Genomic DNA, 25,293 nt, shown 5'->3' with positions numbered 1-25,293 from the left:
AGCTCCAGCAGGGTAATGGAGGAGCAGACCGGAGGGGCGTAGGGGGGTTCCTTTTATGCGCCTGGGCGCCGTGCCAGGCCAGCGTAAACGGCTGAGGTTGCACACACCGGCCCATTGGTGGGCGCCCCGTCACGCATTCTCACCGCCGCGCCAGATCAGCGAGTAGCGGTCGGTATCCTGCCGCAACGACCACCCGCGGCTCGCCCAATAACGAGCCGCGGCCTGGTTGGTCTTGAACACGTCCAGATGGCATTTCTCGATGCCCGCCTGCTCCAGGCGCTGGAGGCAACGCTCCACCAAACGCTGCGCAATCCCCTGACGGCGGTAGGCCGGTGACACGATCACGTGTTGCAGGTAACCCCGGCGGCCGTCATGCCCGCTCATGGCACACCCACACATTGCCTCGTCGGCATGGGCCACAAAGCTCATGCCCGGGTTGCGCTCCAGGTACCTCAACGTAGCCGCGTGTGAATCGGCCTCCCGAATGGAAACCCCCGGCGTGGTGCTCATCAGGTGCATGACAGCATCGTAATCGTCGATGGTCATGGGGCGGATTGTGATCATCGTTAACCTCTGGCGTGTGGGCGCCAACGGCCGTTGGCGAAGAGGTTTAATACCGTGGCAAAGGCGTTTTCGCCAACTGTCGCTGTCTCTCACAAAGGCCGGTCTTTTGCTCTTTTTTTCTTCAGAAGGATTAGTCGCAGGCACCTTGCGATCGGCATCAACCCTGGCGTGCTTCGCTGTCGTGTTTGAGGGCGTTCCAGAAGGCCTGCATGGTGGCGTTGTTGTTTCCATTAGTGCGGTACGAGCGGATTTCCAGCTCTTCGTTCCAGGCGTCGCTTCCAGCAGGCACCAGCGTGCCGCGTGCCAACTCTTCCTGGGCGGCGCTTTTGGGCAGCCAGGCCAAGCCGTAGCCTTCCCGGGCCATTTGCATCACCTGCATTGCCATGTCGCCTTCGTAGCAGGTTTCGAGGTAATAGGGCGTAGGGCTGCGCTTGAGGATGGTGTCGACGATCCGCCGCAGGAAGGTGCTTTCCGTGTACGCCAGGTGCGGTGTCGGTGCGTGGGGGCTGCCGGGTAATGTGAACAAAGGGCGGCCGCGTCGACCTGGCGCAGACACCGGCACCAGAGAATCCAGTCCCAAGGACAGGCTGCTGAATTTTTCCGTGTTCAAGGAGATCGGCGCTTGGGGGTGGTGGTACCCAATCATCAGGTCGCAGTGGCCTTCTTCCAGTGCCATCACGGCCTGGTGCACATTGGCCGCCACTACCCGTGCCTTGAAGTGGCCATTGCGCGCCTGCTGCTGCTTCAGCCATTTGGGCAAGAAGGTAACCGAGAGGGTATGGCCTACGGTTACCGCGATGGAGTCCCCCGGCATGCGGCCGGCCTCTAGCAGTTCCTCGCGCACGGCGAGCAGGCTAAGCAGGCTTTCTCGGCTCTGTTCATAAAAGGCCTGCCCGGCGCTGGTAAGTTGCGCGGGGTAGATCCCCCGATTGACCAGCTCTACCCCAACCCAGCCCTCCAGGGACTGGATACGTCGGGATAACGCCGACTGGCTGATGCAGCGGATGTCCGCGGCGCGTGAGAAGCTATTCGTCTCCGCCAACGCGATCAGGTCTTCGATCCATTTCAATTGCATGGGGCACCCGGTGTTACGGTTGGCAAGGGCGCTAACCCTAACAAGCAACTCAGCCAACAGTCAGCCCGATTACGCAAAAAATACGACGCCTAGCGTTCCGTCTGCGACATGTCGACAAGAGGTGAAACCTTTCACCTGCCGTTGCCACTCAGGTTATGCAAAAACCACATAGTTGTAGACCGCGAATGCATCACCTTATGTGGCATTTGTTCTTAGAATCGATCTCAGCCGCCGATGCCTTTAAAAAGGCCCGATGGTGTTTCGGGCATTGACCCCTAGAGCACAAGCCCGGTTTCGGTTCACGCGGTGTCGCCACTTACGTTTTGCCTGCCTAACGCATCGCTCCACCGGAGCGGGTATGCGGCCTGCCGTGTTGCCCGCTGAACATACTTTTTGCGCGTCAGGTTCGCCGCGCGCCTGTTGAGGTTACGCATGAATAACATCCGATTGGCCAAGCAGATCGTGCTTGCTTTGATACTCGGCGTACTGGTCGGGGGCGGCCTGCATCATTACTTGGCAGACCCCGAAACGACCAAAGAGGTGGCCTCCTACTTCAACATGATCACCGATGTGTTCTTGCGGTTGATCAAGATGATCATCGCGCCGCTGGTGTTCGCGACCTTGGTGGCAGGCCTGGCAAGCATGAGCTCCAGCGGCTCAGGCATGGTTGCACGCATTTCCATTCGGGCCATGACGTGGTTTATCTGCGCGTCGTTGTTCTCCTTGTCGCTCGGGATTGTGCTGGTGAACCTATTCCAGCCGGGCGCAGACATGAACCTGCCTATTCCTGACAAAGACGTGGCGGTTGCGGGGATCAACACCAGCAGCTTCACGCTGCAATCGTTCCTGACCCACGTATTCCCTCGCAGCATTGCCGAGGCTATGGCCAATAACGAGATCCTGCAGATCCTGATCTTTGCATTGTTCTTCGGTGCTGCACTGGCCTACGTGAAGAAGACCACCAACAACTCGATGATCCAGCCGTTACTCGACGAGTTGGTCAAGGTTATGTTCCGCATTACCGACTATGTAATGGCGCTGGCGCCGATTGCCGTGTTTACCGCGATTGGCTCGGCGATCACTGTGCAAGGGCTGGGGTTGTTGATCGACTACGGCAAGCTGGTAGGTGAGTTCTACGTGGGCATTGCCTTGCTGTGGGCAGCGCTGATCCTGGTAGGGCGCGCGTTTCTGGGCAACGCGGTGTTCAAGCTGCTCAAGCTGATCCGTGAGCCGGTGCTGTTGGCGTTCTCCACGTGCAGCAGTGAGTCCGCTTACCCTAAAACTATCGACGCGCTGGAAAAGTTCGGTGCCTCCAAGAACGTCACCCGCTTCGTGCTACCGCTGGGGTATTCGTTCAACCTGGACGGCTCGATGATGTACCAGGCCTTCGCGCTGATGTTCATTGCTCAGGCATACAACGTCGAGCTGTCGATCCTTGAGCAGATCGTAATCCTCCTGACTTGCATGATCACCAGCAAAGGCATGGCCGGCGTGGCGCGGGCATCGTTGGTAGTGGTGGCGGCTACCCTGCCTATCGTGCACCTGCCTGAAGCCGGGCTGTTGTTGATCATCGGCATCGACCCCTTCATGGACATGGCGCGTACCGCCACCAACATCGGCGGCAACAGCATCGCGACCGCCGTAGTGGCCAAGCTCGAAGCCGACCGTGGCGAAGCGCCCGTGGCTGACACCCTCGATGGGCCAGTCGTGGCTGGTACACCGCCACGGCCAGCCCTGAACACTTCAGAACTGGCCTAAGTTGACGGAAGTAGCGATGAACATCATGAACCGGTATACCCACCAGGCTGGCGAGCGCTCACTCGGGGTCGTGGGCGGCCTCGGCGATCTGGCCGGCGTCGACCTGCTGGCTAAACTGGTCAGCAGCCCGGCGGTGCAGCACGCTCGCGACAAATACCATTTCATGCTCCAGCAGGACCCGTTCAAGGGCAGCGCATTGCCGCTGGCCTCGAACGCCAACCTGAGTTCTCGGATGTTCTACGTGTTCCAGACCTGTCAGGCGCTGGCACGGCGTGAAGCGGATGCGGTGCTGTTGCCCTGTTTTGCCAGCCATACGTTTCTGGAGCAGTTGCAGAACGAGTTGGACATCCCGGTGCTCGACATGATGGCTGCCCTGCGCCAGCACGTTAGCGAAACGCTGGGCGATGGCGGGCGCCTGGGCGTGTTGTGCTCGGATTTTGTACGGCACGACGGATTGTTCGAGCGCTACTTCGGTGATCGCTATACCGTTGTTTACCCGCGTGCCGAATACCAGGCCACCTTGATGGACGCCCTGTACGGGACCATTGGTATCAAGGCAGGCCACCTTGATGGTGAGCCTCTGGCAAAGGTGCGCCGTGCATGCATGGACCTACGCGAGCAGGGCGTAGACCTGCTACTGCCTGGCGCCACCGAGCTGAGCCTGGTGGCCCCGCTGCTTCAGCAACAGGGCCTGCCCCTGCTGGACGCCAACCGGTTGTACGCCGATTTCGCCACCCGTGGTGGTGAGATCACCCGGTCGTTGCCTTTCAAGCTTGGTGTAGTGGGCGGGGTAGGGCCGGCGGCCACGGTGGATTTCATGGGCAAGGTGGTACGCAACACCCCCGCCAGCCGTGACCAGGATCACATCAAGATGATCGTGGAGCAGAACCCGCAGATTCCTGACCGCACGGCCAACTTGTTGCACAACGAAGCCGACCCCAGCATTGCGTTGTACGCCACGTGCAAACGGCTGGAACAGGAGGGCGCGGGCGCAATCGCTATTCCCTGCAACACCGCTCATGCGTTCGTCGAGCGCATCCAGCCGATGCTGTCGATCCCGGTGGTACACATGCTCGACGAGACGGTCAAGCATGTGCGAGACCGCTACGGTGCAGAGGCTAAGGTGGGGCTGTTGGCCACGGCCGGCACCGTGCAGTCAGGGGTGTACCAGCAGGCGGCGGAGCGGGTGGGCCTGCAGCTGATGACGCCCGATGCTGAATTCCAGACCAGGGTCATGCGGTCTATTTACGGCGAGCACGGCATAAAGGCAGGGTTCGTCGAAGGAGAATGCCGCGAGGATTTGCTCGCTGCGGCACAGCATTTGGCCGAGCAGGGCGCGAAGATCCTCATTCTGGGTTGCACTGAATTGCCCTTGGTATTACGCCAGGCGGACGCTTTTTCGCTTGGCTCCTACACGGTGGCCTTGGTAGACCCGACCGAGGTACTGGCACAGCGTTGCGTGGCCATCGCAACGGCTTCTTAGAGACGTAGTGCTGTTTTAGGGAAATGCTCTATTGGAACTAAAAAGAGGCAGAAGAAAATAGAATGCCAGCTTATGGGGCACGTATAAATGCTCCGCAAGTGTGCAAAGAGTGATTTTTGATTAATTAAGTGCACTTTATCAGTGCCTTTTTCGACAAAGCTCTCGTTAGCCTTGGAAGGCCCTGCTGCAAGCCTTTCAGCAGGGTTTAAATAAATCAATATTTAACTTCCAGTGTGGAACTGCTTTAACGTTCCTGCCACATACCTCCTTGTACGTTAGTCGTTCCACAGTTGCTGCTCATTGGCAGAGTTGTCTCGGCGTGCGTGTGTGAAACTTATTAAGGAGAGGCCGTTAGATGATTACAAGACTTCCCAACACAAGCGTGGCCACTACCAGCGCGGCAACAGCCGCTCTCAATCTGGCGCCCGCGCACGCAGAGAAACCGCAGTCGCCGCGTGACGCCTTTATCAATGGCCGTAAAGGCGCCATGGAGGCGGTGAGCGATATGCTTGGCGGACCCCGCCCCGCTAATACACAGGGGCTTGAAGCCAAGCGCGGTGGGCCACTGCCTGATTTTGCCAAGATCGGCATCATTGGCGGCATGGGGCCGGCTGCAGGGAACGCCGCTGCAGAGCGGCTGGTGGACATTTTCCAGAACGAATTTGCGGTAAAAAGCGACCAGGCTCATGGTGCCTATGTACTGGTGTCAGATTCGCCCAAGATCGGTGACCGCACCGCCTACGCCAAAGACAACCTGCCCCCCGACCTGGGGACCCGTGGGCGCGACGAACGCATTAAAACGCTGACCGACCCGCGTGCTGACAATCCCTACCATGGCATGAAAGGGGCCATCGACCAAGCGGCCAGCGCCGGTGCCAAGGTTGCGGTGATTACCTGTAACACCGCGCACATTTGGTTCGACGCCTTGGAAGCACACGCCCAATCCAAGGGCGTGAAACTGCTTCACATCGCCGACTCCGTTGCCGAAGAGGTTAACAAGGCCATGGACGGCAAAGGCGAACGTCGCTACCCCGTGAAAATTGGCCAGTTGGCAACCAACGGCACCAACAGCACCGGCTTGTACCAGAACCGCTTGGCAAGCAAATACCCCGGCCAGTTCAGCATCACCGTACCGCACGAAGAACAGCAGCAAAAAACCATGGGCAGTATCTACGGGACCAAAAACTTCCCGGTGAAGGGCGGCCCCGAGACAAACGGCATCAAGGGCGGCGAATACAAGAACTCTCGTGACCTGATGCTCGAGCCGGCGAAGACCCTGGTCGATGGTGGGGCGCAAGTGGTAACGGGCGCCTGCACCGAAGTACCCCTGGTGATCAATCAGAAAGACTTCGACGCTCACAACGTGCAGTTCGTAGACACCTTGCGGTCGCTGATGGCCCTGGCAGCCACCGAAGCCAAGCAAATGGCTGATGCTGATAAGGACCCTACCGGTCAGGCGCTTTCGAAGGCCTTCAGCCAATTGAAGAGCGTACCTCAACGTTAGCGGCCTCTGGCTGAGTTGCATCGTTGGATGCACCTCGGCCTGCTTCCAAACGTTCCAAGCCTGTTATCACAAAGGCAATAGCACGCCCCTTCTTGCCTAAGAGAACTGACGACATGGCCATGACCTTCGAAACACTGATGACTGAATTCTGCCAGGCGACCGGCATCCGCGATAACGCTGACATCGAGGCAATCATCGGCGGCGCCCCTCTGGATATCGACGGTGTGGCAATTAGCGTACGGCACTCAGCAGATATTGCGCCGGATCGCCTGAGCATTTACTGCGACTTCGGTATCCCGCCTCAAGCGCAACGCGCCAAGGTATATAGCCGCATTCTAGAAGTGAACCTGGCAGGCTACGAGCTGGACCTGGGTGTCTTCGGCACCTCACCCGACAGCGGCCGCATCATCCTGGCCACCCGTTTCAGCCTCGGCACCATGACCGTTGCAGCCCTGCGCGAGGTCCTGGCCCACCTGGTGGAGCGCGGCAAGGCGTTTGGGCTGTCGTATCGCCGTACCGATGCTGACCCGGCGCTGGCACGCCTTGGCCTGGGCGCCGCAGCGACCCTTCCCCGGAGGTAACCAGGATGCGCATTCCTTCGTTTCCAGGGTTTTCTCACGCGAAGCCGCCTGCCGAACCTGCTCATGAGTTGGCCACGCGTGGCACCGGTTCGCCGCGCGCAGGCGATGACGTGGCGACACACGCGCCGCGCCAAACTGTGCGCAATGGCAAGCTGACCAAGCTGTCACCCCAGGAGCACCGGGCAGAATCGCTGGCCAAAAAAGGCCCCGTGAATGTTCAGCTGCAGGGCTTTCAGGATGGCTTGGACAAGTGGGACGACGACCACCCCTTGGACCTTGGCAAGGTCACTCAGGCACTGCGCTTGGTTGCCGAAGGGCATGATGAAAAGCTCGGTATCGGTGAGCGCAACCGTAAGTACAGCCAGGCGCGCATTTTGATGCGCGAAGGCTGTGGTATCGACCAGGCCACCTACAACAAGGCCAAGCATGCGATCGGGATGCAAGGGTTGGCGGATGTCTATGACTCCGCCTTTACCACCTTGGCCATCGCGCCGGCACTGGCTGCTGCGGCTGGGCCGGGGGCCGATGCACTGGGGACGGGCGCTGCGAAGGCCATCAAATATGCCGCCCTCTGGGCGCTCACGCCGCTTTCTAACGGCGCCGGGCAGATCGTTGTGGATGGTTACCAGGACATGGTTGCCAAATTCAACGGCATCCCTGCCTTCGCAGGCGATATCGCCGGCACCAAAAAACTGAACGTTATCCGCCAGCACATTGGCGAGGCGCTGAAAGAAGCGGCCACCCAGAAAGCGGCCTACGACGCACCTGGCGCCACGCCCCAGGCCCGTCGCCAAGCGTTGGATAAGCTGGAGGCCTGCGGTCAGAAACTTGATTCGCTGCACGGCGAATACCGCAAACGCGTGGCCCTGGGGCAGGCCAATTTCGTGAAATACCAAAGCCAGATCGGCTACAAAGCGGTCACTACACCGGGCGTGATTGCAGCCGGCGTGTTCGGTGGGCCCTTCGCCTCCTTTGGCGCCGTTACTGCGCAACAGGCCTTGCAAGCCCCGTTCGGCTACATGGACGAGATCATGCTCAAGGACCACATGATGCGGGCCAATACCAAGTACGCCGATGTGCTCACCGATGCTGCCAAGGCTGCCGGCAAGACCCGTACTAATCGCGACCTTCAGCAAGCAGATCTGGACCCGGCCAAGGTACGCAGCTTGTGGACGCACCCTAAGGAGATAGTCACCGCCAACATCAATGCGGTGGTAGCAGACGAGTTGGCGTCGCGCCTGGCCGACCTGGATGAGCTGGACGCTAAGATCGACAAGACACTCAACGCAGTAAGCATCGCGGATAAACTGCGAGGCACACGGGGCGAGCGCCCACGCCCAGCCGGTGCGGCGCCGGCAGAATCCCCGGAGTTGCTCAAGCTAAAAGCAAAACGTGCTCATCAACAGACGGAGCTGGACAATCTCACAGCGGACATTACCCGCTTCAAAAATGGCAAATGGTCCGAGCTGCATAGCGGCGGTACCATCGCGGCCATGCTGCTGTCGAGCAAGGAGCACTTCATGCTGCTCACCAAATCCAAATTCCGCCGCCCAGGGGAGTACGCGGCCCAGGTGCTCGACCGCCATGGTGGTTTGTCATTGCCCCGTACGGTCTTTGCTGCATTCGAAGACGGCTTCAATATAGGCCCCGCCCACCCTGGCCCGGGTGAGTCGGCCAGCGCACCGGAGGGTGGTGATGCGCAGGGAACGAACGCCGAGGCCGCCGCGCCTGCGGTGGGTATCACTGGTTCCAGCCCGGCCGCCGCCGCGATGGTGCAAACCGGTGTGCTGACCGGCAACGCGTACGCCAACCCGGTGACCAAGTTCACCAAGCAGCGTGTTACCCGCCGTCAACTGCTACCGAAAAAAGAGGAGGGCGATGCGCTGCGCGAGAAGAAAACCCTCACTGGCCGCACCCCTCTCAAGCCTGACCTGCGCTTACAACCGAAGATCGAGCTCAGCGACGGCCATACCATCGACCTGCGTGAAACCCGCGCTTGGTACATGCAAACTCACAGCGCGTCCCGCGCGTTCATGGAGTCGCTTGGGGAAGCCAGCAAGAGCTTCGGCACCCACATGAAAGCGGCTGTCAGCTTGCCCGTGCGCAGCACCCGGGCTTCACTGGCTGACAGTCAGGCCAAAGCCGAAAGCGCTCGCTTGCAGAATACGGTGAACCAGGAGCGGCATGCCCTTGACCTTGAAGACCTGCGCGACGAGGTACGACAGGCGGCGGCTGCGCCAACCCCGACTGTAGGCGACGGGATTCCTAACAACAGGCTAGACGAACTCGCTGATGCCATTGATCAGATAGGGCGGTAGTCAGTCCTGATTCGCGAACTCCGCCGTTGGCTGCGTTCACTCCTACAGCTGGCAGCTAACCAACCCAGGTGTAGAGGGCAACTGTAGGAGACAACGCCAGTTGGCGAAGCGTCATTCACATCGCTAAGCCTCCAGCAAAACGATGATCCTAATAAACGGGGCCCGCGGCCCTAAGGTGCAGAATCACGTCGGTAAAACTTACTGCTAGCCCTTCAGCACTAAGGTTCTGCAATCAGGCAAGACCTAAGGCTCACACACAAGGTGCTATCAGATGTTGAAAGGATTGTTCCACTACTTGGTTGGAGGCGCGTTGCTCTTGGCGGTATCCAGCGTGACTGCCGTGCAGGCAGCTGAAAGGCGCGACTTGATTATCGACACCGATCCGGGTGCCGACGATGTAGTTGCGTTATTGCTGGCACTGGCCTCGCCTCATGAACTGAACGTTATGGCGATCACCACGGTGGCAGGCAACGTGCGGCTGGAGAAAACGGCTCGCAACGCCCGGTTGGCGCGGGAATGGGCCGGTCGTGAGGAGGTGCCGGTCTATGCCGGCGCGCCCCGGCCGCTGGTGCGTTCGCCCATCTACGCGGAAAACGTGCATGGGCAGGAAGGGCTACCTGGTGTTCCTGTGCATGAGCCCGCCAAGGGTTTGGCGCCCGGTAATGCGGTGGACTACCTGATCCGTACCTTGAGCCAGGCACGCCCTCACAGCGTAACTATCGCCATGCTGGGCCCGCAAACCAACCTGGCACTGGCCCTCACGCAAGCGCCGAACATCACTCAGGGCATTAAAGAAGTAGTGGTCATGGGCGGTGCGCACTTTAATGGCGGCAACATCACGCCGGTGGCGGAGTTTAACCTCTACGCCGACCCCTACGCGGCGCAGGTGGTGCTCGCCAGCGGGGTCAAACTCACCTATGTGCCTTTGGACGTGACCCATAAAATCCTCACCAGCGAGGCGCGGCTCAAGCAGCTCTCAGCAGTGGGCAATCACGCTAGCAAACGGGTCGTGGACATCCTCAATGAGTACGTGAAGCTGGACATGGAGCACTATGGCCTGCCGGGCGGGCCCATACACGACGCGAGCGTGATCGCCTGGCTGCTCAAGCCTGAGCTGTTTTCGGGGCGGCAGGTCAACCTGGCGATCGATACCCGCGAAGGGCTTGGCTTTGGCCAAACAGTAGCTGACTGGTACGGCACCCTCAAGCAACCACCGAATGTGTTGTGGATTGCAAACGGCGATGCTCAGGGCTTTTTCGACCTGCTCAGCGAGCGGTTGGGGCGTTTGAAATAGGGTGAACGCTGCCGGTAACGTATCCCGCTGACCCTGGAGCATCCCGGCAAGGCCTGGGCGGCAACCACGTGCTGGCTCGAGGCCTCAACGGCCCCGGCTCAGGGTTATTTGGCAGCGTCTTCATCCAGGCTATACGCAACCACATAGTCGCCTGATTTGGTGCCCAGCCCGCCATGCCCGCCTGCGGCGATCACTACGTACTGTTTGCCTTCCACTGAATACGACATCGGCGTTGCCTGGCCTCCAGCGGGCAGGCGGGCTTGCCAGACAATCTTCCCGGTTCGTTCGTCGAACGCGCGCAGGTAGTTGTCAGCCGTGGCCCCCATGAAAATCAGGCCGCCCTGGGTCACCATGTTGCCGCCGATGTTGAAGATGCCGGTGTTCAAGGGCAGGTTCGTGTGGGTGCCGAACGGGCCGGTATCCCGGGTTGTGCCTACCGGGTGTTGCCACACGACCTTACGGCTCTTCAGGTCAATGGCCGTCAGGGTGCCCCAGGGCGGCGCATTGCAGGGCACGCCGATGGGATTGAGCCACGGGTGTACGCTCCCCACATAGGGGGTGCCATATTGCGGCGCGTACGTGGTGGGGTTGGTGGGTTGATCGCCTTTGCCATCCCAGCCCGGTACCGATGGCTTCTGCTCACGCGGCAGCAGCTGGATGATAAAGGGAATGTAGTTAGCGTTGGCGATCAGCACCTTGTGGTTAGGGTCGATCGAGGCGCCCATCCAGTCGATCACGCCGTCGAACGCCGGGTAGACGATGGTTGGCTTGAGCCCCGGTGGGGTGAACTGACCTTGATACGTATAGGTTTTGAACTCGATACGGCACAACATTTGATCGAATGGCGTCGCCCCCCAGAGGTGTTTCTCCTCTAGATCGGCTGGCGTCACCGAAGGTAAACCGGTCGAATACGGCTGGGTCGGCGAAGTGAAATCGCCTGCGACAGCGCCCTGTGGAACGGCCTTTTCTTCAACCTGCGCAATGGGTTCGCCTGTACGACGATCGAGCATGAAGAACTCGCCGCGCTTGTTGGTTTGTATCAGCGCCGGAAGGGTTGCTCCAGGGTTGTTGGGATCAGGCACGTCGACCAGCGACGGGCCGATGGGCAGGTCCATGTCCCACAGGTCGTGGTGGGTGGTCTGGAAGTGCCAGCGTTCCTCGCCGGTGGCGATATCCAGAGCAACAGTGGCACTGGAGTATTTCTCGTCGAACGGCCGGCGGTGGCCACCGAAGTAGTCCGGGGTCGCGTTACCCATTGGCAGGTACACAAGGCCCAAGTCGGCGTCGGCGGTATACACGCCCCAGGCGTTGGGGGTGCCGCGGGTCAGCTCTTCATCCGGGCCTGGCTTCCAGTTGTGCGGCTCATGGCCTACGTCCCAGGCCCAACTAAGCTCACCGGTGAGGGGGCTGAAGGCGCGGATGGCCCCGGACGGTTCATGTTCGGCCTGGTTGTCCCACACCCAGCCGCCGAGTATCAGGCGATCATGCAGCACCAACGGCGGCGAGGTTACGAAGTGAAAGCCTTTTTGTACGTGGCCCAGGTACTGGGCGAGCGAAATGAAGCCGTGTTCACCGAAGTCTTCGCAGGGCTTGCCGGTTTCGGCGTTCAAAGCCATGACCCGCGCATCGAGCACTGGCGCGATGATGCGCTTGGGGCAGTCTGTCACCGTCCCCTGCGGCGCTTCGTAATAGGCCACGCCACGGCAGGCCAGGTAGACATCGGCATCGGTGTCGGCCTGGGGGTTGAACGACCATTTCTTTTCACCGGTCTTGGCGTCGAACGCCACCACCCAACTGTGGCCGGTGCAGACGTACAGGGTGTCGCCTACCTTGGTGGGGGTGGCTTCGAAGTTGAACTCATGCCCCGCGTCCGTACCGCCTTTATCTTCCCCCGGGCGCATGGTATCGCCGGTCTGAGCCTGCCAAGCAGGCTTCAAGTGACCGACATTGCCGACGTTGATCTGATCTAGCGGAGAAAAACGGTCGCCCTTGGCGGTGCGGCCATAAAACTGCCAATCAGCGTCGGCAACCGACCGGTCATGGGCGTCTGCAGTGCTCGCCTGAGCGGGCAGGGTGCCGTCGATGCCTGGCGATTGGGTTAGTGAGAGCCCACCCACGACCATTGAGAGCAGTACCGCAAGGCCCAAGGGCACACGTACCCGCCGGCGGTTGCCAGTAGGGCCTGCAAGGCGATTGACCACCCACGGCAGCAGCAGGTACACCCCAAGACAGGTAGGTATCAGCAGGCGTGGCTCCAACTCCCAACCGTTGAGCCCCACTTCGTACAGCGCCCACAGCACCGTGCCCGCCAACACCAGCGCATACAGGTGCAGCGCCCAGCGCCGCCCGGTAAACAGCCCCGCACCGGTGGCCAACACGCCCAAGCCAGCGACCAGGTAATACCCACTGCCCCCTAGCCAGGCCAGGTAAGCGCCGCCTGCGGCAAGCGCCAGCCCCGCGAGCAAAACCAATACCCCGGTGATGCGGGGTCGTTGCCTGTTGTCTGCCAGCACGCCTAGTTCCTTATTGATCAAGAAGATGCCTGTCTCCAGGCTCAAGGGCCGCTTATGGGGCGCGGACCTACAGAGCTTTCCACTAACTGACCTGCATTGGCTAGGCGAGTTTTGGGGCTATTCCGAGAAATGAAGGGCATACGCCCCTCAATTAGCCGCTTGGTTGGCTCTACAACGCGGCTTCCCGACAGGTTGAGGGTAGACCTGAAGGTTTATTCAGGTGGTGTTTAAGAAGAGGGTGCTATGCAGCTATCGCTGGTGGAGTATGAGAAACGTTATTTCCTGGGCGTGCAGAGTGTCTAGGACACTGGGTGCGATTCACTAGGGTTATTAAACGCGACGCTAAGGTGAATCATGTCGGCCGGACTGCGAATGCCATGCTGTTGCGCAACCTGCTCAATCGAGGCGCCTTGCTGAATGGCCGTCACAGCGGCGGCCAAGGTTTCAACACTGACTCTTGGGGTTTGCTGACTATTAAACGCGACGCTAAGGTGAATCATGTCGAACCTATCGCGAATGCCATGCTGTTGCGCAGCCTGCTCAATCGAGGCGCCTTGCTGAATGGCCGTCACAGCCGTGGCCAAGGTTTCAACACTGACTCTGGTTGAAGCCTGCCAACCAGCAGCGGGCGGGCGTACTGGCAGGTGTGCCCTTTGTGCCTGAGTAGTTTCTCTCTCTTGAAGAGAATTATGTATATCCCGCAGTGCATCGGCTAATAGCCGATAGGTCTCCTCATCAATGTTATCGACGTCTGATCGTCTCTGAAGCTCTGTCATCGCGTCTGCGGCTTGTGACCGGCTTGTGATTGTTGTGATCGTACGCCAGTGATCTCTAGCCTGATCAGCGGTTCTTATCACTAATCGAGCCGGCGTAGATGCTTGATTTGGGTCGTGTTGGATAGGGGTAGTAGGCGAATCAGGGATATTGTTTATTTTAGTCATTGTTTTAATCCAAAATCTAAATATGCCAACGTAAGGAAAGTGGTAGCCAGGCATCACCAGGGGCCACCCTTAACTTAATAGATGGGTGTTGCACCGATCCTTAAAATCGCCAAGTGATGAGTGGCTTTTCCGCTCTTTTAGGTTCCTGGATATCCGCGCCAAAATGGCTTGGCCGTCGCGCTGCAAAGCCAGTGCGCTGATTGTTCCCCGCAGGATGACGGAAGCACACATGACTGAAGGGTTTAGTATACGGCTGATGTTTGAATGGGGCGGCGTTGCATTGTGGTGCGGAATGAGGTCGTTTCAGCACAATTCTCGGTTGGGTCGAATCGGTATCGTTACCAATTGGAAAATCAGAAGAAAATAAGCCGATCCAGTTTCAGCTGAAGCCTACGTGCAGCAAAGGCTCTAGCGTTTCGAAAAATCCGCGCCCTCTGGCATCGTCACTTCTCTATCTGGAGGCGGATAGATTCGCCCCCAAAATGACGTGGGAGCTGTGGCTCAGAAACAACGGCCTAGGCGGCCTCTACAAGCCCGTAGTAGTGACCTTTCCAGCAGCAGACCTAAACGCAATCCTCTGCCGAACGTCCAATCGAGAGCTGCTTTTAGCCTAAGAAAGCCCCTGTCTGCCGAACCATCAGAGTTCGCGACATCATAGCGTAGGCTCGATAGCGCCCTAACCCCCAAGATTATGCTGGATCGGATGCGGTTTTCCCAGGCGCCTCCTACAGCCATCCATCGGCCAAAAAACAAAATATTATTGACGATTTTTAGATACTATTGATATAGTAAATCGTAAATCAGAAATGCTGAGGTACTTTATGGACTCGCAAAGATCAATTCACGCATTAGTCGATACCCTGGCCGCCACCCTTGAAAAGGTTCCAGATATGGCGGGTGGATCGGTGCGCGTGCTGAAGCTTCTCACGAATGTCTTCCAGCAGTGGTCTGAGGAAAAAACCAAGGAAAGCCTTGGATCTATGACAGACGCGGAGCTTCTTCAAAAGCTTGCAGCTAGCAGCTCTGTCGCCGGGGCTTTGAGCACTAGGGAAACCCGCAAGCAAGCTCGGCGCGTCGCTGCAAAAATCGAGTTCTTTGATCGACTCAAGGGTTTTGGCGGAGTGCTGAAAAGCCAGGCAGTAGCCAGCACCTTGGGTACGACAAGACAAACAGTCAACAATCATGTGAAAAAAGGCACCTTAATCGCGATCCAAGAAGGAAACGATTACCTTTATCCGGCATTTCAGTTTGTTAAAGACGAGAAACTTGCACATCTGGAGGCGATTCTAGGTTTGATGAAAAACGTCAGCGCAGAAGCTCAGTGCACATTCTTCCTCAATCCTATTGCCTTCAATGATGAGGGGGCAGAGTTGCCGTATGTAGTTCTTAAAGACGGTGCTGATGAAAAACAGTTGGAAACGATCAAGCGTGAAGCGGCTCTTTTCATGAGCTCAACGCCTGCGTAAAAAACAGCGCACCCAAAGGTGGGGCGCTGCGTGAGGGGTAGCGGAGCTTAAGAGCTAAGCACCTTATAGCCGAGGATCTCGGTCAAGATCTCCTCTGCATCAATGCTGTCATCCTCAAAGCCTTCCGGAAGTTCTCCTTTGTACTCGAACTCCGGAAGCTTCGTCATCTCAACGGTCTTAACCGTTGTGGTCTCACTTGGTGCCGTCCACAGTGCGTAACAACTGTGTCCGTCCGGGTGATGCCGTGACTCATAAGCGATTCCATCAAAAGGGTTGCCGGGCAACCTGGCCACTGCTGCCACAATTTCTTGTGTAAGCGTGTAGTCAGGGCCCGTCACTTCGTCCACCGTCCGATTTAACTTGGACAGGCATGGCTTCAGATTCAGCAACTTCAAGTCCTTGGTCGTTTCAACCACGCACATATCTTTTTCCTCAAGATCAGTGGTGTTCAATACGATACCCAGCCCTTTCGACTCCTTGGGCCGAAGCCTTCCGAAGGTCTCGGCCAGCGCCCCGCTGGGGTGTTCAGCCCCGTACCAGATCCCGATTTCTTCCTTGGGATCATTAAACCTACCCAGTTCTTTAGGCTTTTTAGGGCATCCGTAATGCTCAGCATTCTTATGCCCGGAGTCCTGAATTCTGTAGCAAGTTGAGCCGCCCGGAAGCAGTTTAACGCTTAGCTTACCGCCAGAGTGCAGCCTTTGAACCAGTTGCTCGGTTTGTTTAATATCGTCGTCGCCTATAGCCATTAATCACCTCGTTAAAGAAAAGTATTGTCATAAGTTCACCATTCAAAGGTTGCTTACGAAAAGGACGCTGGAAATCCAGCGGCGCCCGACACATGTCGAGCGCTCGCGGATTTTAGCAGAGTAAGAGCAGAGGCAAACAGTGCTAGAAAGCTTGTGCATCGACGATGCATGCGGGACGATTAGTTAATGAATTGTGCGATTAACTCCGACGTCTCCCCCGACTTGAGTAGCGCCCAGCTTTAGAGTCCAATCCCAGCAACCAGGAGATTGGACATGAAGAAGCGTTTCACCGAAGAGCAAATCATTGGCTTCCTACGCGAAGCTGAAGCCGGGCTACCGGTTAAGGAACTGTGCCGCCAGCACGGCTTCTCGGAGGCCAGCTATTACCTGTGGCGTAGCAAGTTCGGCGGCATGAGCGTGTCGGACGCCAAGCGCCTCAAGGAGCTTGAGGCCGAGAATGCGCGGCTCAAGCGCATGTTGGCCAATGCCATGCTTGAGAATGAAATCACCAAAGAGGCACTGCAAAAAAAGTGGTGACCGCACCGGCAAAACGCGAGTTGGTGCGGCACATGGCCCTGCGTGGCCTAAGTGAACGTCATGCACTGCGGGTCATTCGTATGAGCGCCAGCGCTTTTCGCTACCAGCCTAGGCCGGATCGCAACCATGCGTTGCGCGAGCGCATCGTAGCGCTGGCCCATCGGTATCGCCGCTACGGCGCCGGCATGATCTATTTGAAGCTGCGCCAGGCCGGTGAGGAGGTTAATCACAAGCGCGTCGAGCGCCTGTACGCCGAGGCGCGGCTGCAGGTTAAAAGGCGCAAACGCAAGAAGGTACCGCTTAGTGAGCGGCAGCCGCTAGGCCGCCCACAGGCCGCCAATCAGGTCTGGTCGATGGACTTCGTGTTTGATCGTACGGCTGAGGGACGTGTTATCAAGAACTTGACGGTGGTCGACGATGCCACTCATGAGGCCGTCGCGATCGTGCCGGAGCGCGCCATTGGCGGGCACGCCTTGACTCGCATTCTTGATCGGGTGGCCATCCTGCGAGGGCTCCCGAAAGCAATCAGCACGGACAATGGTAAAGCGTTCTGCGGTCGCGCCATGTTGCTGTGGGCTCAGGTGCGTGGCGTAAACTGTTCCTGATTGAGCCGGGCAAACCGAATCAAAACGCTTATATCGAATTGTTTAATAGGCACTTTCGTGACGAGTGCCTGAACGAGCACTGGTTCATCAGCCTGCCGCACGCCCAGGTGGTCATCGAAGCGTGGCGCCGGGAATACAACGAGGAAAGGCCAAAGAAGGGTCTCGGGGGATTAACTCCGTCTGCTTATGCCAAGCAGCTGACCGCGAAAGCCGTTACATTGACCCAGGATTCTAAAGCCAACTGCTACTGAGGACGGGGGGACGTCGAGGGATTTTAAGTCTTGAGGCAAAGAGCAAAAGCACACACCATTCTGGTGCGCTTCGCGCTTGAAGGGCAGGAGGGTAGGGCAGAACGTCAGGTTTGACGTTCTAAAGGCCTTTTACTGCGCTTAAATCAGTTCTGACGTTAAATTGCATGAACGACAAAAAATAACAGCCTAAAAAACCTATTTTTGTGTCAAGGCACAAACCACCCAAACGGCATTTATGCCGCCCAGAGCGAGTTGTTATGTTTTGGACTGGACGTTGAAAGTTAGCGTCTCTGGTAGCCGATATAGAAGAGATCTTTTGATTTCTCCCTCATACGCTGTTTTTTGACGTATTTTCTTTTCGATGATTTTGAACTCATCATATGGGATTCGGGGGTCGATCATAATCTGAGTAATAAGTTTGTGAGGTTCAATGTCATACTTAAATAGGTTGTCTTTGCCTGCGTTTTTCGCCCAGTCGCAAAATATTAGACGAACTTCGTTCTCGTGTCTGAATGCTCGACGTTTCAGCAAAAGAGAGCTAAACATTTTTCCAAATGTCATTTGTCCTTGTGGGGTGAAAGTTTCTTTTGCTTTTTTAATAAGCTTCGATTGAATGAGGTATTCAACTTTTCCAATGCAGTGTTCACAGCCGTTTCTATCGTTGGTCGCTGTGCAAAGGCTATCAACTAGTTGCTCAATGGTTGTACGAATTCTGATACTATTTTTATCTGAAGAGTAAATTCTCCACATGGCATCCGATGACTTTTCTAAAGTCCAGCATTGCCCATACATTCGATTATGTATGTCGTACTCTATTTCTTGTCCGGTTTCATCTATCAACTTTGACTTTAAAATAAAATTTTCGAATGTATCTTCCCATAGACTAGGCTTAACTAATGTGTTTTTTTTGGTTTTGAACAGCTCTACTAATCGATCATATGTAACTGTTCGGTATACGTATTTTTTTAATTCTACCTCATCTAAATTAAGGTACATTTCAAGTCCTTTTGACAAATGTTAAACATTAAACCCTTGATGGCTGCCGCCAATCTACTTTTTTGATGGCTAGCTGTCCAGATTCAAAGTTTGGTTGTTATCTGCCATCACAGTCACAAAACGGACCTATCAAATCTCATGCGATGAGTCGTTAGGGCAGGTGTAGGCAGGCCGTCGAGGTGTGGGATCTATGAGGGTGCAAAGCACCACCAGACCACCAGAATGGCGAGCCAAGGGACGCCTGAGCGAAGCGTAAATGAGGGTAAAAAGGGGGGAAAAGGATAGATTTTTTGGATAGAAAAAGGGGTAGAAATTTCTTTCTACCCCTTCTCTAAGTCCTTGATTTACAAGGATTTGTATGGTGCCCCGAGGGAGACTCGAACTCCCACTCCTTTCGAAAACGGATTTTGAATCCGCCGCGTCTACCAATTCCGCCATCAGGGCTTGATGGGCGCGAAGTATAGAGAGGGTTCGACCGTTGGTCAATCAGCTTTCATGGTCAAATTTGCATATTTCGGCTAAGCTTTCCGCCCTTGCTGATCCCCCGTGCCCCAAGATGCGTGTTGCTGATTTCTCCTTCGACCTTCCTGATGCCCTGATCGCCCGCCATCCCTTGGCGCAGCGGCGTGCCAGCCGTTTGCTGGTACTCGATGGGCCATGCGGTAACCTGGCGCACCGGCACTTTGCCGACGTGCTGGAATACCTGCGCCCTGGCGACCTGATGGTGTTCAACAACACCCGGGTGATCCCCGCACGGCTGTTTGGCCAAAAGGCTAGCGGCGGCAAGCTGGAGGTGCTGGTGGAGCGGGTGCTGGGTAGCCATTCGGTGCTGGCCCATGTGCGTGCCAGCAAGGCGCCCAAGCCGGGTACCACCTTATTGATCGACGGAGGCGGCCAGGCGCAGATGGTTGCCCGCCATGAAACCCTGTTCGAGTTGCAGTTCAGCGAGCCCGTGTTGCCGTTGCTGGAGCGGGTAGGGCACATGCCGCTGCCTCCTTATATAGACCGCCCCGACGACAACGCAGACCGCGAGCGTTACCAAACCGTGTATGCCCAGCATGCCGGTGCGGTGGCAGCGCCCACTGCCGGGTTGCACTTCGACGAAGCCCTGATGGCGGCCATTCGCGACAAGGGTATAGACACCGCCTTCGTTACCCTGCATGTGGGCGCAGGTACCTTCCAGCCGGTGCGGGTCGAGCGGATCGAAGACCACACCATGCATAAAGAGTGGCTTGAGGTTACGCCCGAGGTGGTCGCGGCAGTGCAGGCATGCAAGGCACGGGGTGGGCGGGTGATCGCGGTGGGCACCACCAGCGTACGCTCCCTGGAGAGTGCTGCGCAGGGTGGCGAACTCAAGCCCTTTAGTGGCGACACCGACATCTTTATCTACCCCGGCCGGCCGTTCCATGTGGTGGACGCGCTGGTGACCAATTTCCATTTGCCCGAATCCACGCTCCTGATGCTGGTGTCGGCCTTTGCCGGTTACCCTCAAACCATGGCGGCCTATGCGGCCGCCATCGAAGGGCAATACCGCTTTTTCAGTTACGGTGATGCCATGTTCATCACCCGCAATCCGGCGCCAGAAGGTCCACAGGGCAGCGCCGTCGAGGATCGAGCATGAGTCGTACCTGCCGTATGCAGTTTGAGTTGCTGGCCACTGACGGCAAGGCCCGCCGTGGCCGCCTGACCTTCCCCCGTGGCACCGTCGAAACCCCCGCCTTCATGCCGGTAGGCACCTATGGCACGGTCAAGGGCATGTTACCTCGGGACATCGAAGCCACCGGCGCCGAAATCATTCTGGGCAACACCTTCCACCTGTGGCTGCGCCCCGGTACAGCGGTAGTAAAGGCCCACGGCGACCTGCACGACTTCATGCAATGGAAAGGCCCGATCCTCACAGACTCAGGCGGCTTTCAGGTGTTTAGCCTGGGCGCCATGCGCAAAATCAAGGAAGAGGGCGTGACTTTCGCCTCGCCGGTCGACGGCTCCAAGGTGTTCATGGGCCCGGAAGAGTCCATGCAGGTGCAGCGGGACTTGGGCTCGGACATCGTGATGATTTTCGACGAGTGCACCCCGTACCCGGCTACCCACGAGGTGGCCCGTACCTCCATGGAGCTGTCACTGCGCTGGGCCAAACGCTCCAAGGAAGCACACGGGGACAACACCGCAGCGTTGTTCGGCATCGTGCAGGGCGGCATGCACCAGGATTTGCGCATGCGTTCGCTGGAGGGCCTTGAAGCCATCGGTTTTGACGGCCTGGCCATCGGCGGGTTGTCGGTGGGCGAGCCCAAGCATGAAATGATCAAGGTGCTGGATTACCTGCCGGGCCAACTGCCCGCAGATAAACCTCGTTACCTTATGGGCGTTGGCAAACCCGAAGACCTCGTTGAGGGTGTGCGCCGAGGCGTAGACATGTTCGATTGCGTGATGCCTACCCGTAATGCGCGCAACGGTCATTTGTTCATCGACACCGGCGTGCTGAAGATCCGCAACGCGGTTCATCGTCACGACAACTCGTCACTGGACCCAACCTGCGATTGCTATACCTGCCAGAATTTCTCGCGCGCTTATCTCCATCACTTGGACAAGTGCGGCGAAATGCTCAGCAGCATGCTTAATACCATCCACAACTTGCGCCATTATCAGCGCCTGATGGCTGGTTTGCGCGAGGCAATCCAACAGGGTAAATTGGCCGCCTTTGTCGACGCCTTCTATGCCCGGCGCGGGCTGCCCGTGCCGTCTCTGGACCCACTTTAATAATTGACGAATCACGTCGAATGGAGCGCTGAATGAGCTTTCTGATCCCCGCCGCTTACGCGGATGCACCGGCCGCTGGCCCTGCTGGCACTGGTTTCGAATGGATTTTCCTGGTCGGCTTCCTGGTGATCTTCTACTTCATGATCTGGCGCCCACAAGCCAAGCGCGCCAAGGAGCAGAAAAACCTGCTCGGCGGCCTGCAGAAGGGCGACGAGGTAGTTACCAACGGTGGCATCGTTGGCCGGATCGTCAAAGTGAGCGATGACTTCGTGGTACTGGAAGTGTCGGACACCGTCGAACTGAAATTCCAGAAAGGTGCGATTGGTGCAACCTTGCCCAAGGGCACGCTCAAAGCGATCTGATCCAAGTCTTCTACCTCGGCGGGGCGCGCAACGCGCCCCGCGTTTGAACGGGCGGCGTGATGCTGAACAAATACCCTCTGTGGAAATACATCCTGATCGTGGCGGTACTCGCGGTCGGCTTTATCTATTCCGCACCCAACCTTTATCCGGATGATCCGGCCATTCAGGTATCCGGTGCCAGCACCGCCCTGCAAGTAGGCCAGGCCGATCTGGACAAAGCCAGCAAGGCGCTGACCGATGCCGGTATCCAGGTCAAAGGTGCCAGCGTGGCCAGCAATGGCAAGGGCGGCTTGCTGCGGCTCACCCGCCAGGAAGACCAGCTTCCTGCCAAGGACGTGGTTCGCAAGGCCTTGGGCGACGACTATGTCGTGGCCGTCAACCTGGCACGTACCACGCCTCAATGGCTGCGTAACCTGGGCGCCAGCCCCATGAAGCTAGGCCTTGACCTGTCCGGCGGCGTTCACTTCCTGCTGGAGGTGGACATGGACAAAGCCCTCGACGCCCGTATGAAGGTGTATGAAGGCGAAGTGAAAACCCTGCTGCGCAAAGAGAAAGTGCGCTATCGCAGCCTGCCTCAGCAAGATGGGGGCATCATGCTGGGCTTTAGCGACGACGCTGCCCGCGAACAGGCCCGTGGCCTGATCCGCAAGAATTTCACGGATTTCGACTTGACCACGACCGAGCGTAACGAGCTGGCAGTGCTGCGTTTGGCCTTGACTCAGGCCAAGGTGTCGGAAATCCGCGACTATGCCATCAAGCAGAACCTCACCACCGTGCGCAACCGGGTGAACGAGCTGGGTGTCGCTGAGCCGCTGGTACAGCGTCAGGGCGCCAACCGTATCGTGGTCGAGTTGCCCGGCGTGCAGGACACTGCCGAAGCCAAGCGCATCCTCGGCAAAACCGCCAACCTTGAGTTCCGCCTTGCCGCAGGGCCGGATGACAGTCGTGCGACCACCGAGCAATTCGAGTTCCGCGAAGGCAACCGCCCAGCCGCGGCCGTGGAGCGTGGGCTGATCATCACCGGTGACCAGGTGACCGATGCCCAGGCCAGCTATGACGAGCACGGCCGGCCGCAGGTGAACATCCGCCTGGATGGCCATGGCGGCGACCTGATGAACCGCGCCACGCGCAGCAACGTAGGGCGCGGCATGGCGGTGATTTTCATCGAGCAGAAGCCGAGCACCAAATACGTCAAGCAGACCGTGAATGGTGTGGAGCAAGACGTCGCGGTGCCCACCTTCACCGAAGAGAAGAAAATCATCAGCCTGGCGACCATCCAGTCGCCGCTGGGTAGCCAGTTCCGCATCACTGGCCTGGATGGCCAGGGCGAGTCCTCGGAGCTGGCACTGCTGCTGCGCGCCGGTGGCCTGGCTGCGCCGATGTACTTTGCCGAAGAGCGCACCATTGGCCCGAGCCTGGGTGCGGACAACATCACCAAAGGTGTACACGCTGCCCTGTGGGGCATGCTCTTCGTGTCGCTGTTCATCATCGCCATCTACCGCTTCTTCGGCGTGATCGCGACCGTGGCGCTGGCCTTCAACATGGTCATGCTGCTGGCCCTGATGTCTCTGCTGGGGGCAACCCTGACCCTGCCGGGTATCGCGGGTATCGTGCTGACCATGGGCATGGCGGTGGACGCCAACGTGCTGATCTTCTCGCGTATCCGTGAAGAGATTGCAGCGGGCCTGAGCGTTCAGCGTGCAATCTATGAGGGGTTCAACCGGGCCTACACGGCGATCGTTGACGCCAACCTCACCAGCTTGCTGGTAGGCGCGATTCTGTTCGCCATGGGTACCGGCCCGGTGAAAGGCTTTGCCGTAACCATGTCCCTCGGGATCTTTACTTCGATGTTCACTGCCATCATGGTAACCCGCGCGATGATCAACCTGATCTACGGCGGCCGTGACGTCAAGAAGCTGTGGATTTGAGGCCACTGCCATGAAAAAGACCATCAACTTCATGGGCGTGCGCAATATTGCGTTCGCCGTCACGGTCCTGTTAACCCTGCTGGCGCTGTTCAGTTGGTTCTACAAGGGCTTGAACTTTGGCTTGGACTTCACCGGGGGGACGCTGATCGAGCTGACCTACGAGAAGCCCGTTGAACTGGGGAGCCTGCGCCAGGAACTGGTAGGCGCCGGCTACCATGAAGCAATCGTGCAAAGCTTCGGTGCAGCGACTGACGTACTGGTGCGCATGCCAGGCGAGGACCCGAAGCTGGGCACGCAGGTAGCCGATGCGTTGCGGCAGGTGAGCGGAGACAACCCGGCCACTCTCAAGCGGGTGGAGTTCGTAGGGCCGCAGGTGGGTGAAGAGCTGCGCGACCAGGGCGGCCTTGGCATGCTACTGGCGCTGGGCGGCGTACTGATTTACCTGGCCTTCCGCTTCCAATGGAAGTTCGCAGTGGGCGCCATTGTGTCGCTGATTCACGACGTGGTGGTAACACTGGGCATCCTGTCTTTCTTCCAGATCACCTTCGACCTCACGGTGCTGGCTGCGGTATTGGCTATTATCGGCTACTCCCTGAACGACACCATCGTGGTGTTCGACCGGGTGCGGGAAAACTTCCGGGTCATGCGCAAGGCCACGTTGATCGAAAACATCAACGTATCTACCACGCAAACCCTGTTGCGTACGATTGCCACGTCGGTGTCCACGCTGCTCGCCATCGGCGCGCTGTTGCTGTTCGGGGGCGATAATCTGTTCGGCTTCTCCCTGGCGCTGTTCATCGGTGTAATGGCGGGTACTTACTCGTCCATTTACATCGCCAACGTGGTGCTGATCTGGCTGAACCTCAGCAGCGAAGACCTGATCCCGCCTGTTACCAAGGATGCGGTGGACGAGCGTCCTTGATGCGTTAAGCCTTATAAGGCTATGCCGCACCCCTTGAGAGCCGGTGAAAGGTTGAACCTTCACCGGTTTTTTTGCTCCAAGGCTAGGCATAGCGCGAGGCTCTATCCACCTCGCCATCAGGAGGTTCTCGTGAACAAATCGTTGCTGGTTGGTGCAGTATTGGGTGCTGTCGGTGTGACCGCCGGTGGCGCTGTTGCTACCTACAGCCTCGTAAGCAACAAAGCACCGGCGTACGCCCAGGTGCTGGCGGCCGAGCCGATCAATGAACAGGTCAAAACACCCCGTGAAGTCTGCAAGGACGTAGCCGTTACCCACCAGCGGCCCGTGCAGGATCAACACCAGATCCTCGGCAGCGTCGTGGGGGCTGTGGCTGGAGGGCTGTTGGGTAACCAGGTAGGCGGCGGGCATGGTAAGAAGCTAGCGACCGTAGCAGGTGCCGTGGGCGGTGGTTATGCCGGTAACAAGGTGCAAGAGCATATGCAATCCGGCGACACTTACACCACTACTCAAACCCGTTGTAACACCGTCAATGACGTGAGCAGCAAGCTGGTGGGCTACAACGTGAAATACCAGCTCAACGGCCAAGTAGGTCAGGTGCGCATGGACCACAACCCTGGGCCGCAGATTCCGGTCAGCAAAGAGGGGCAGTTGGTGTTGACGCAGGCGCCAGCGCAGTAGCGCAATCGGCA

The 25,293-nt window shown here is 58.0% G+C and carries 19 protein-coding genes, 1 tRNA gene and 1 pseudogene; 15 read left to right on the top strand and 6 right to left on the bottom strand.

From position 1 onward, the window contains the following. Positions 1-129: 129 nt before the first annotated feature. Entirely contained in the window at positions 130-564 is a 435-nt protein-coding gene (locus AC4LE2_RS16220) for a GNAT family N-acetyltransferase (RefSeq protein ID WP_491826726.1), read from the bottom strand. A gap of 157 nt (positions 565-721) precedes the next feature. Then, positions 722-1,639 carry a LysR substrate-binding domain-containing protein gene (locus AC4LE2_RS16215; RefSeq protein WP_491826725.1) on the bottom strand — a complete coding sequence of 306 codons (918 nt, stop codon included), beginning with the start codon at positions 1,637-1,639 and terminating at the stop codon, positions 722-724. A 432-nt stretch (positions 1,640-2,071) separates the two neighbouring features. Between AC4LE2_RS16215 and AC4LE2_RS16210 the strand changes: the two genes are divergently transcribed. From AC4LE2_RS16210 to AC4LE2_RS16185, 6 genes are all read left to right on the top strand, one after another. Beyond that, positions 2,072-3,397, top strand: coding sequence for a dicarboxylate/amino acid:cation symporter (locus AC4LE2_RS16210; RefSeq protein ID WP_491826724.1), 1,326 nt, complete (start codon positions 2,072-2,074; stop codon positions 3,395-3,397). A 16-nt stretch (positions 3,398-3,413) separates the two neighbouring features. Beyond that, on the top strand, positions 3,414-4,880 hold the full coding sequence (cuyB, locus tag AC4LE2_RS16205; RefSeq protein ID WP_491826723.1) for a cysteate racemase: 1,467 nt from the start codon (positions 3,414-3,416) through the stop codon (positions 4,878-4,880). Between the two features lie 355 nt (positions 4,881-5,235). Next, positions 5,236-6,384 (top strand): aspartate/glutamate racemase family protein, encoded by a 1,149-nt coding sequence (locus AC4LE2_RS16200; protein ID WP_491826722.1) that lies wholly within the window; start codon positions 5,236-5,238, stop codon positions 6,382-6,384. A 119-nt stretch (positions 6,385-6,503) separates the two neighbouring features. Beyond that, positions 6,504-6,965, top strand: coding sequence for a CesT family type III secretion system chaperone (locus AC4LE2_RS16195; protein ID WP_491826721.1), 462 nt, complete (start codon positions 6,504-6,506; stop codon positions 6,963-6,965). A 5-nt stretch (positions 6,966-6,970) separates the two neighbouring features. Next, positions 6,971-9,283, top strand: a complete 2,313-nt coding sequence (locus tag AC4LE2_RS16190; RefSeq protein ID WP_491826720.1) for a hypothetical protein — start codon at positions 6,971-6,973, stop codon at positions 9,281-9,283. Positions 9,284-9,554: 271 nt separating this feature from the next. Next, positions 9,555-10,577, top strand: a complete 1,023-nt coding sequence (locus AC4LE2_RS16185) for a nucleoside hydrolase (protein WP_491826719.1) — start codon at positions 9,555-9,557, stop codon at positions 10,575-10,577. Between the two features lie 104 nt (positions 10,578-10,681). On the opposite strand, the gene AC4LE2_RS16180 is transcribed toward AC4LE2_RS16185, so the two are convergent. After that, the gene (locus AC4LE2_RS16180) at positions 10,682-13,111 is read right to left on the bottom strand and encodes a membrane-bound PQQ-dependent dehydrogenase, glucose/quinate/shikimate family (protein ID WP_491826718.1); all 2,430 of its coding nucleotides are present in this window, start codon (positions 13,109-13,111) and stop codon (positions 10,682-10,684) included. A 356-nt stretch (positions 13,112-13,467) separates the two neighbouring features. On the opposite strand from AC4LE2_RS16180, the gene AC4LE2_RS16175 reads away from it, so the two are divergent. Further along, on the top strand, positions 13,468-13,698 hold the full coding sequence (locus AC4LE2_RS16175) for a hypothetical protein (protein WP_491826717.1): 231 nt from the start codon (positions 13,468-13,470) through the stop codon (positions 13,696-13,698). Positions 13,699-14,852: 1,154 nt separating this feature from the next. Beyond that, positions 14,853-15,497 (top strand): hypothetical protein, encoded by a 645-nt coding sequence (locus AC4LE2_RS16170; RefSeq protein WP_491826716.1) that lies wholly within the window; start codon positions 14,853-14,855, stop codon positions 15,495-15,497. Between the two features lie 47 nt (positions 15,498-15,544). On the opposite strand, the gene AC4LE2_RS16165 is transcribed toward AC4LE2_RS16170, so the two are convergent. Beyond that, positions 15,545-16,246 carry an RES family NAD+ phosphorylase gene (locus tag AC4LE2_RS16165; RefSeq protein WP_491826715.1) on the bottom strand — a complete coding sequence of 234 codons (702 nt, stop codon included), beginning with the start codon at positions 16,244-16,246 and terminating at the stop codon, positions 15,545-15,547. A gap of 273 nt (positions 16,247-16,519) precedes the next feature. Here AC4LE2_RS16165 and AC4LE2_RS16160 point away from each other — a divergent pair. Continuing rightward, positions 16,520-17,639, top strand: a pseudogene (locus tag AC4LE2_RS16160) (IS3 family transposase). Positions 17,640-17,894: 255 nt separating this feature from the next. Here the strand turns inward: AC4LE2_RS16160 and AC4LE2_RS16155 are convergent. Together AC4LE2_RS16155 and AC4LE2_RS16150 are read right to left on the bottom strand one after the other, a co-directional pair. Next, positions 17,895-18,635, bottom strand: a complete 741-nt coding sequence (locus AC4LE2_RS16155) for a DUF2971 domain-containing protein (protein ID WP_491826714.1) — start codon at positions 18,633-18,635, stop codon at positions 17,895-17,897. Positions 18,636-18,994: 359 nt separating this feature from the next. Continuing rightward, positions 18,995-19,079: transfer RNA gene (locus AC4LE2_RS16150), tRNA-Leu, on the bottom strand. 112 nt (positions 19,080-19,191) lie between these two features. On the opposite strand from AC4LE2_RS16150, the gene queA reads away from it, so the two are divergent. The 6 genes from queA to AC4LE2_RS16120 all read left to right on the top strand — a co-directional run bounded on the left by queA (position 19,192) and on the right by AC4LE2_RS16120 (position 25,282). Continuing rightward, complete coding sequence (gene queA, locus AC4LE2_RS16145; protein WP_491826713.1) at positions 19,192-20,256, top strand: tRNA preQ1(34) S-adenosylmethionine ribosyltransferase-isomerase QueA; 1,065 nt, start codon at positions 19,192-19,194, stop codon at positions 20,254-20,256. Positions 20,257-20,270: 14 nt separating this feature from the next. Further along, entirely contained in the window at positions 20,271-21,392 is a 1,122-nt protein-coding gene (tgt, locus tag AC4LE2_RS16140) for a tRNA guanosine(34) transglycosylase Tgt (RefSeq protein WP_491828154.1), read from the top strand. 32 nt (positions 21,393-21,424) lie between these two features. After that, positions 21,425-21,754, top strand: a complete 330-nt coding sequence (gene yajC / locus AC4LE2_RS16135) for a preprotein translocase subunit YajC (protein ID WP_491826712.1) — start codon at positions 21,425-21,427, stop codon at positions 21,752-21,754. 59 nt (positions 21,755-21,813) lie between these two features. Next, a complete protein-coding gene (secD, locus tag AC4LE2_RS16130) occupies positions 21,814-23,682 on the top strand; it encodes a protein translocase subunit SecD (protein WP_491826711.1) in 1,869 nt (622 codons plus the stop codon). 10 nt (positions 23,683-23,692) lie between these two features. Continuing rightward, a complete protein-coding gene (gene secF, locus AC4LE2_RS16125) occupies positions 23,693-24,604 on the top strand; it encodes a protein translocase subunit SecF (RefSeq protein ID WP_491826710.1) in 912 nt (303 codons plus the stop codon). 129 nt (positions 24,605-24,733) lie between these two features. Further along, on the top strand, positions 24,734-25,282 hold the full coding sequence (locus AC4LE2_RS16120) for a glycine zipper 2TM domain-containing protein (RefSeq protein ID WP_491826709.1): 549 nt from the start codon (positions 24,734-24,736) through the stop codon (positions 25,280-25,282). The last annotated feature ends 11 nt before the right edge of the window (positions 25,283-25,293 follow it).

Source organism: Pseudomonas sp. 9.3L (genome assembly GCF_058536285.1).
The sequence above is the reverse complement of the archived record's forward strand: the minus strand, read 5'-3'. Positions and strand labels throughout refer to the sequence as shown.

Coding starts and splice junctions, on each gene's coding strand:
- AC4LE2_RS16190 (WP_491826720.1), top strand. CDS start 6,971: ATGCGCATTCCTTCGTTTCCAGGGTTTTCTCACGCGAAGCCGCCTGCC.
- queA (WP_491826713.1), top strand. CDS start 19,192: ATGCGTGTTGCTGATTTCTCCTTCGACCTTCCTGATGCCCTGATCGCC.
- AC4LE2_RS16165 (WP_491826715.1), bottom strand. CDS start 16,246: ATGGCTATAGGCGACGACGATATTAAACAAACCGAGCAACTGGTTCAA.
- AC4LE2_RS16210 (WP_491826724.1), top strand. CDS start 2,072: ATGAATAACATCCGATTGGCCAAGCAGATCGTGCTTGCTTTGATACTC.
- secD (WP_491826711.1), top strand. CDS start 21,814: ATGCTGAACAAATACCCTCTGTGGAAATACATCCTGATCGTGGCGGTA.
- AC4LE2_RS16185 (WP_491826719.1), top strand. CDS start 9,555: ATGTTGAAAGGATTGTTCCACTACTTGGTTGGAGGCGCGTTGCTCTTG.
- yajC (WP_491826712.1), top strand. CDS start 21,425: ATGAGCTTTCTGATCCCCGCCGCTTACGCGGATGCACCGGCCGCTGGC.
- AC4LE2_RS16215 (WP_491826725.1), bottom strand. CDS start 1,639: ATGCAATTGAAATGGATCGAAGACCTGATCGCGTTGGCGGAGACGAAT.
- AC4LE2_RS16220 (WP_491826726.1), bottom strand. CDS start 564: ATGATCACAATCCGCCCCATGACCATCGACGATTACGATGCTGTCATG.
- AC4LE2_RS16175 (WP_491826717.1), top strand. CDS start 13,468: ATGCTGTTGCGCAACCTGCTCAATCGAGGCGCCTTGCTGAATGGCCGT.
- cuyB (WP_491826723.1), top strand. CDS start 3,414: ATGAACATCATGAACCGGTATACCCACCAGGCTGGCGAGCGCTCACTC.
- AC4LE2_RS16170 (WP_491826716.1), top strand. CDS start 14,853: ATGGACTCGCAAAGATCAATTCACGCATTAGTCGATACCCTGGCCGCC.
- AC4LE2_RS16200 (WP_491826722.1), top strand. CDS start 5,236: ATGATTACAAGACTTCCCAACACAAGCGTGGCCACTACCAGCGCGGCA.
- AC4LE2_RS16155 (WP_491826714.1), bottom strand. CDS start 18,635: ATGTACCTTAATTTAGATGAGGTAGAATTAAAAAAATACGTATACCGA.
- tgt (WP_491828154.1), top strand. CDS start 20,271: ATGCAGTTTGAGTTGCTGGCCACTGACGGCAAGGCCCGCCGTGGCCGC.
- secF (WP_491826710.1), top strand. CDS start 23,693: ATGAAAAAGACCATCAACTTCATGGGCGTGCGCAATATTGCGTTCGCC.
- AC4LE2_RS16195 (WP_491826721.1), top strand. CDS start 6,504: ATGACCTTCGAAACACTGATGACTGAATTCTGCCAGGCGACCGGCATC.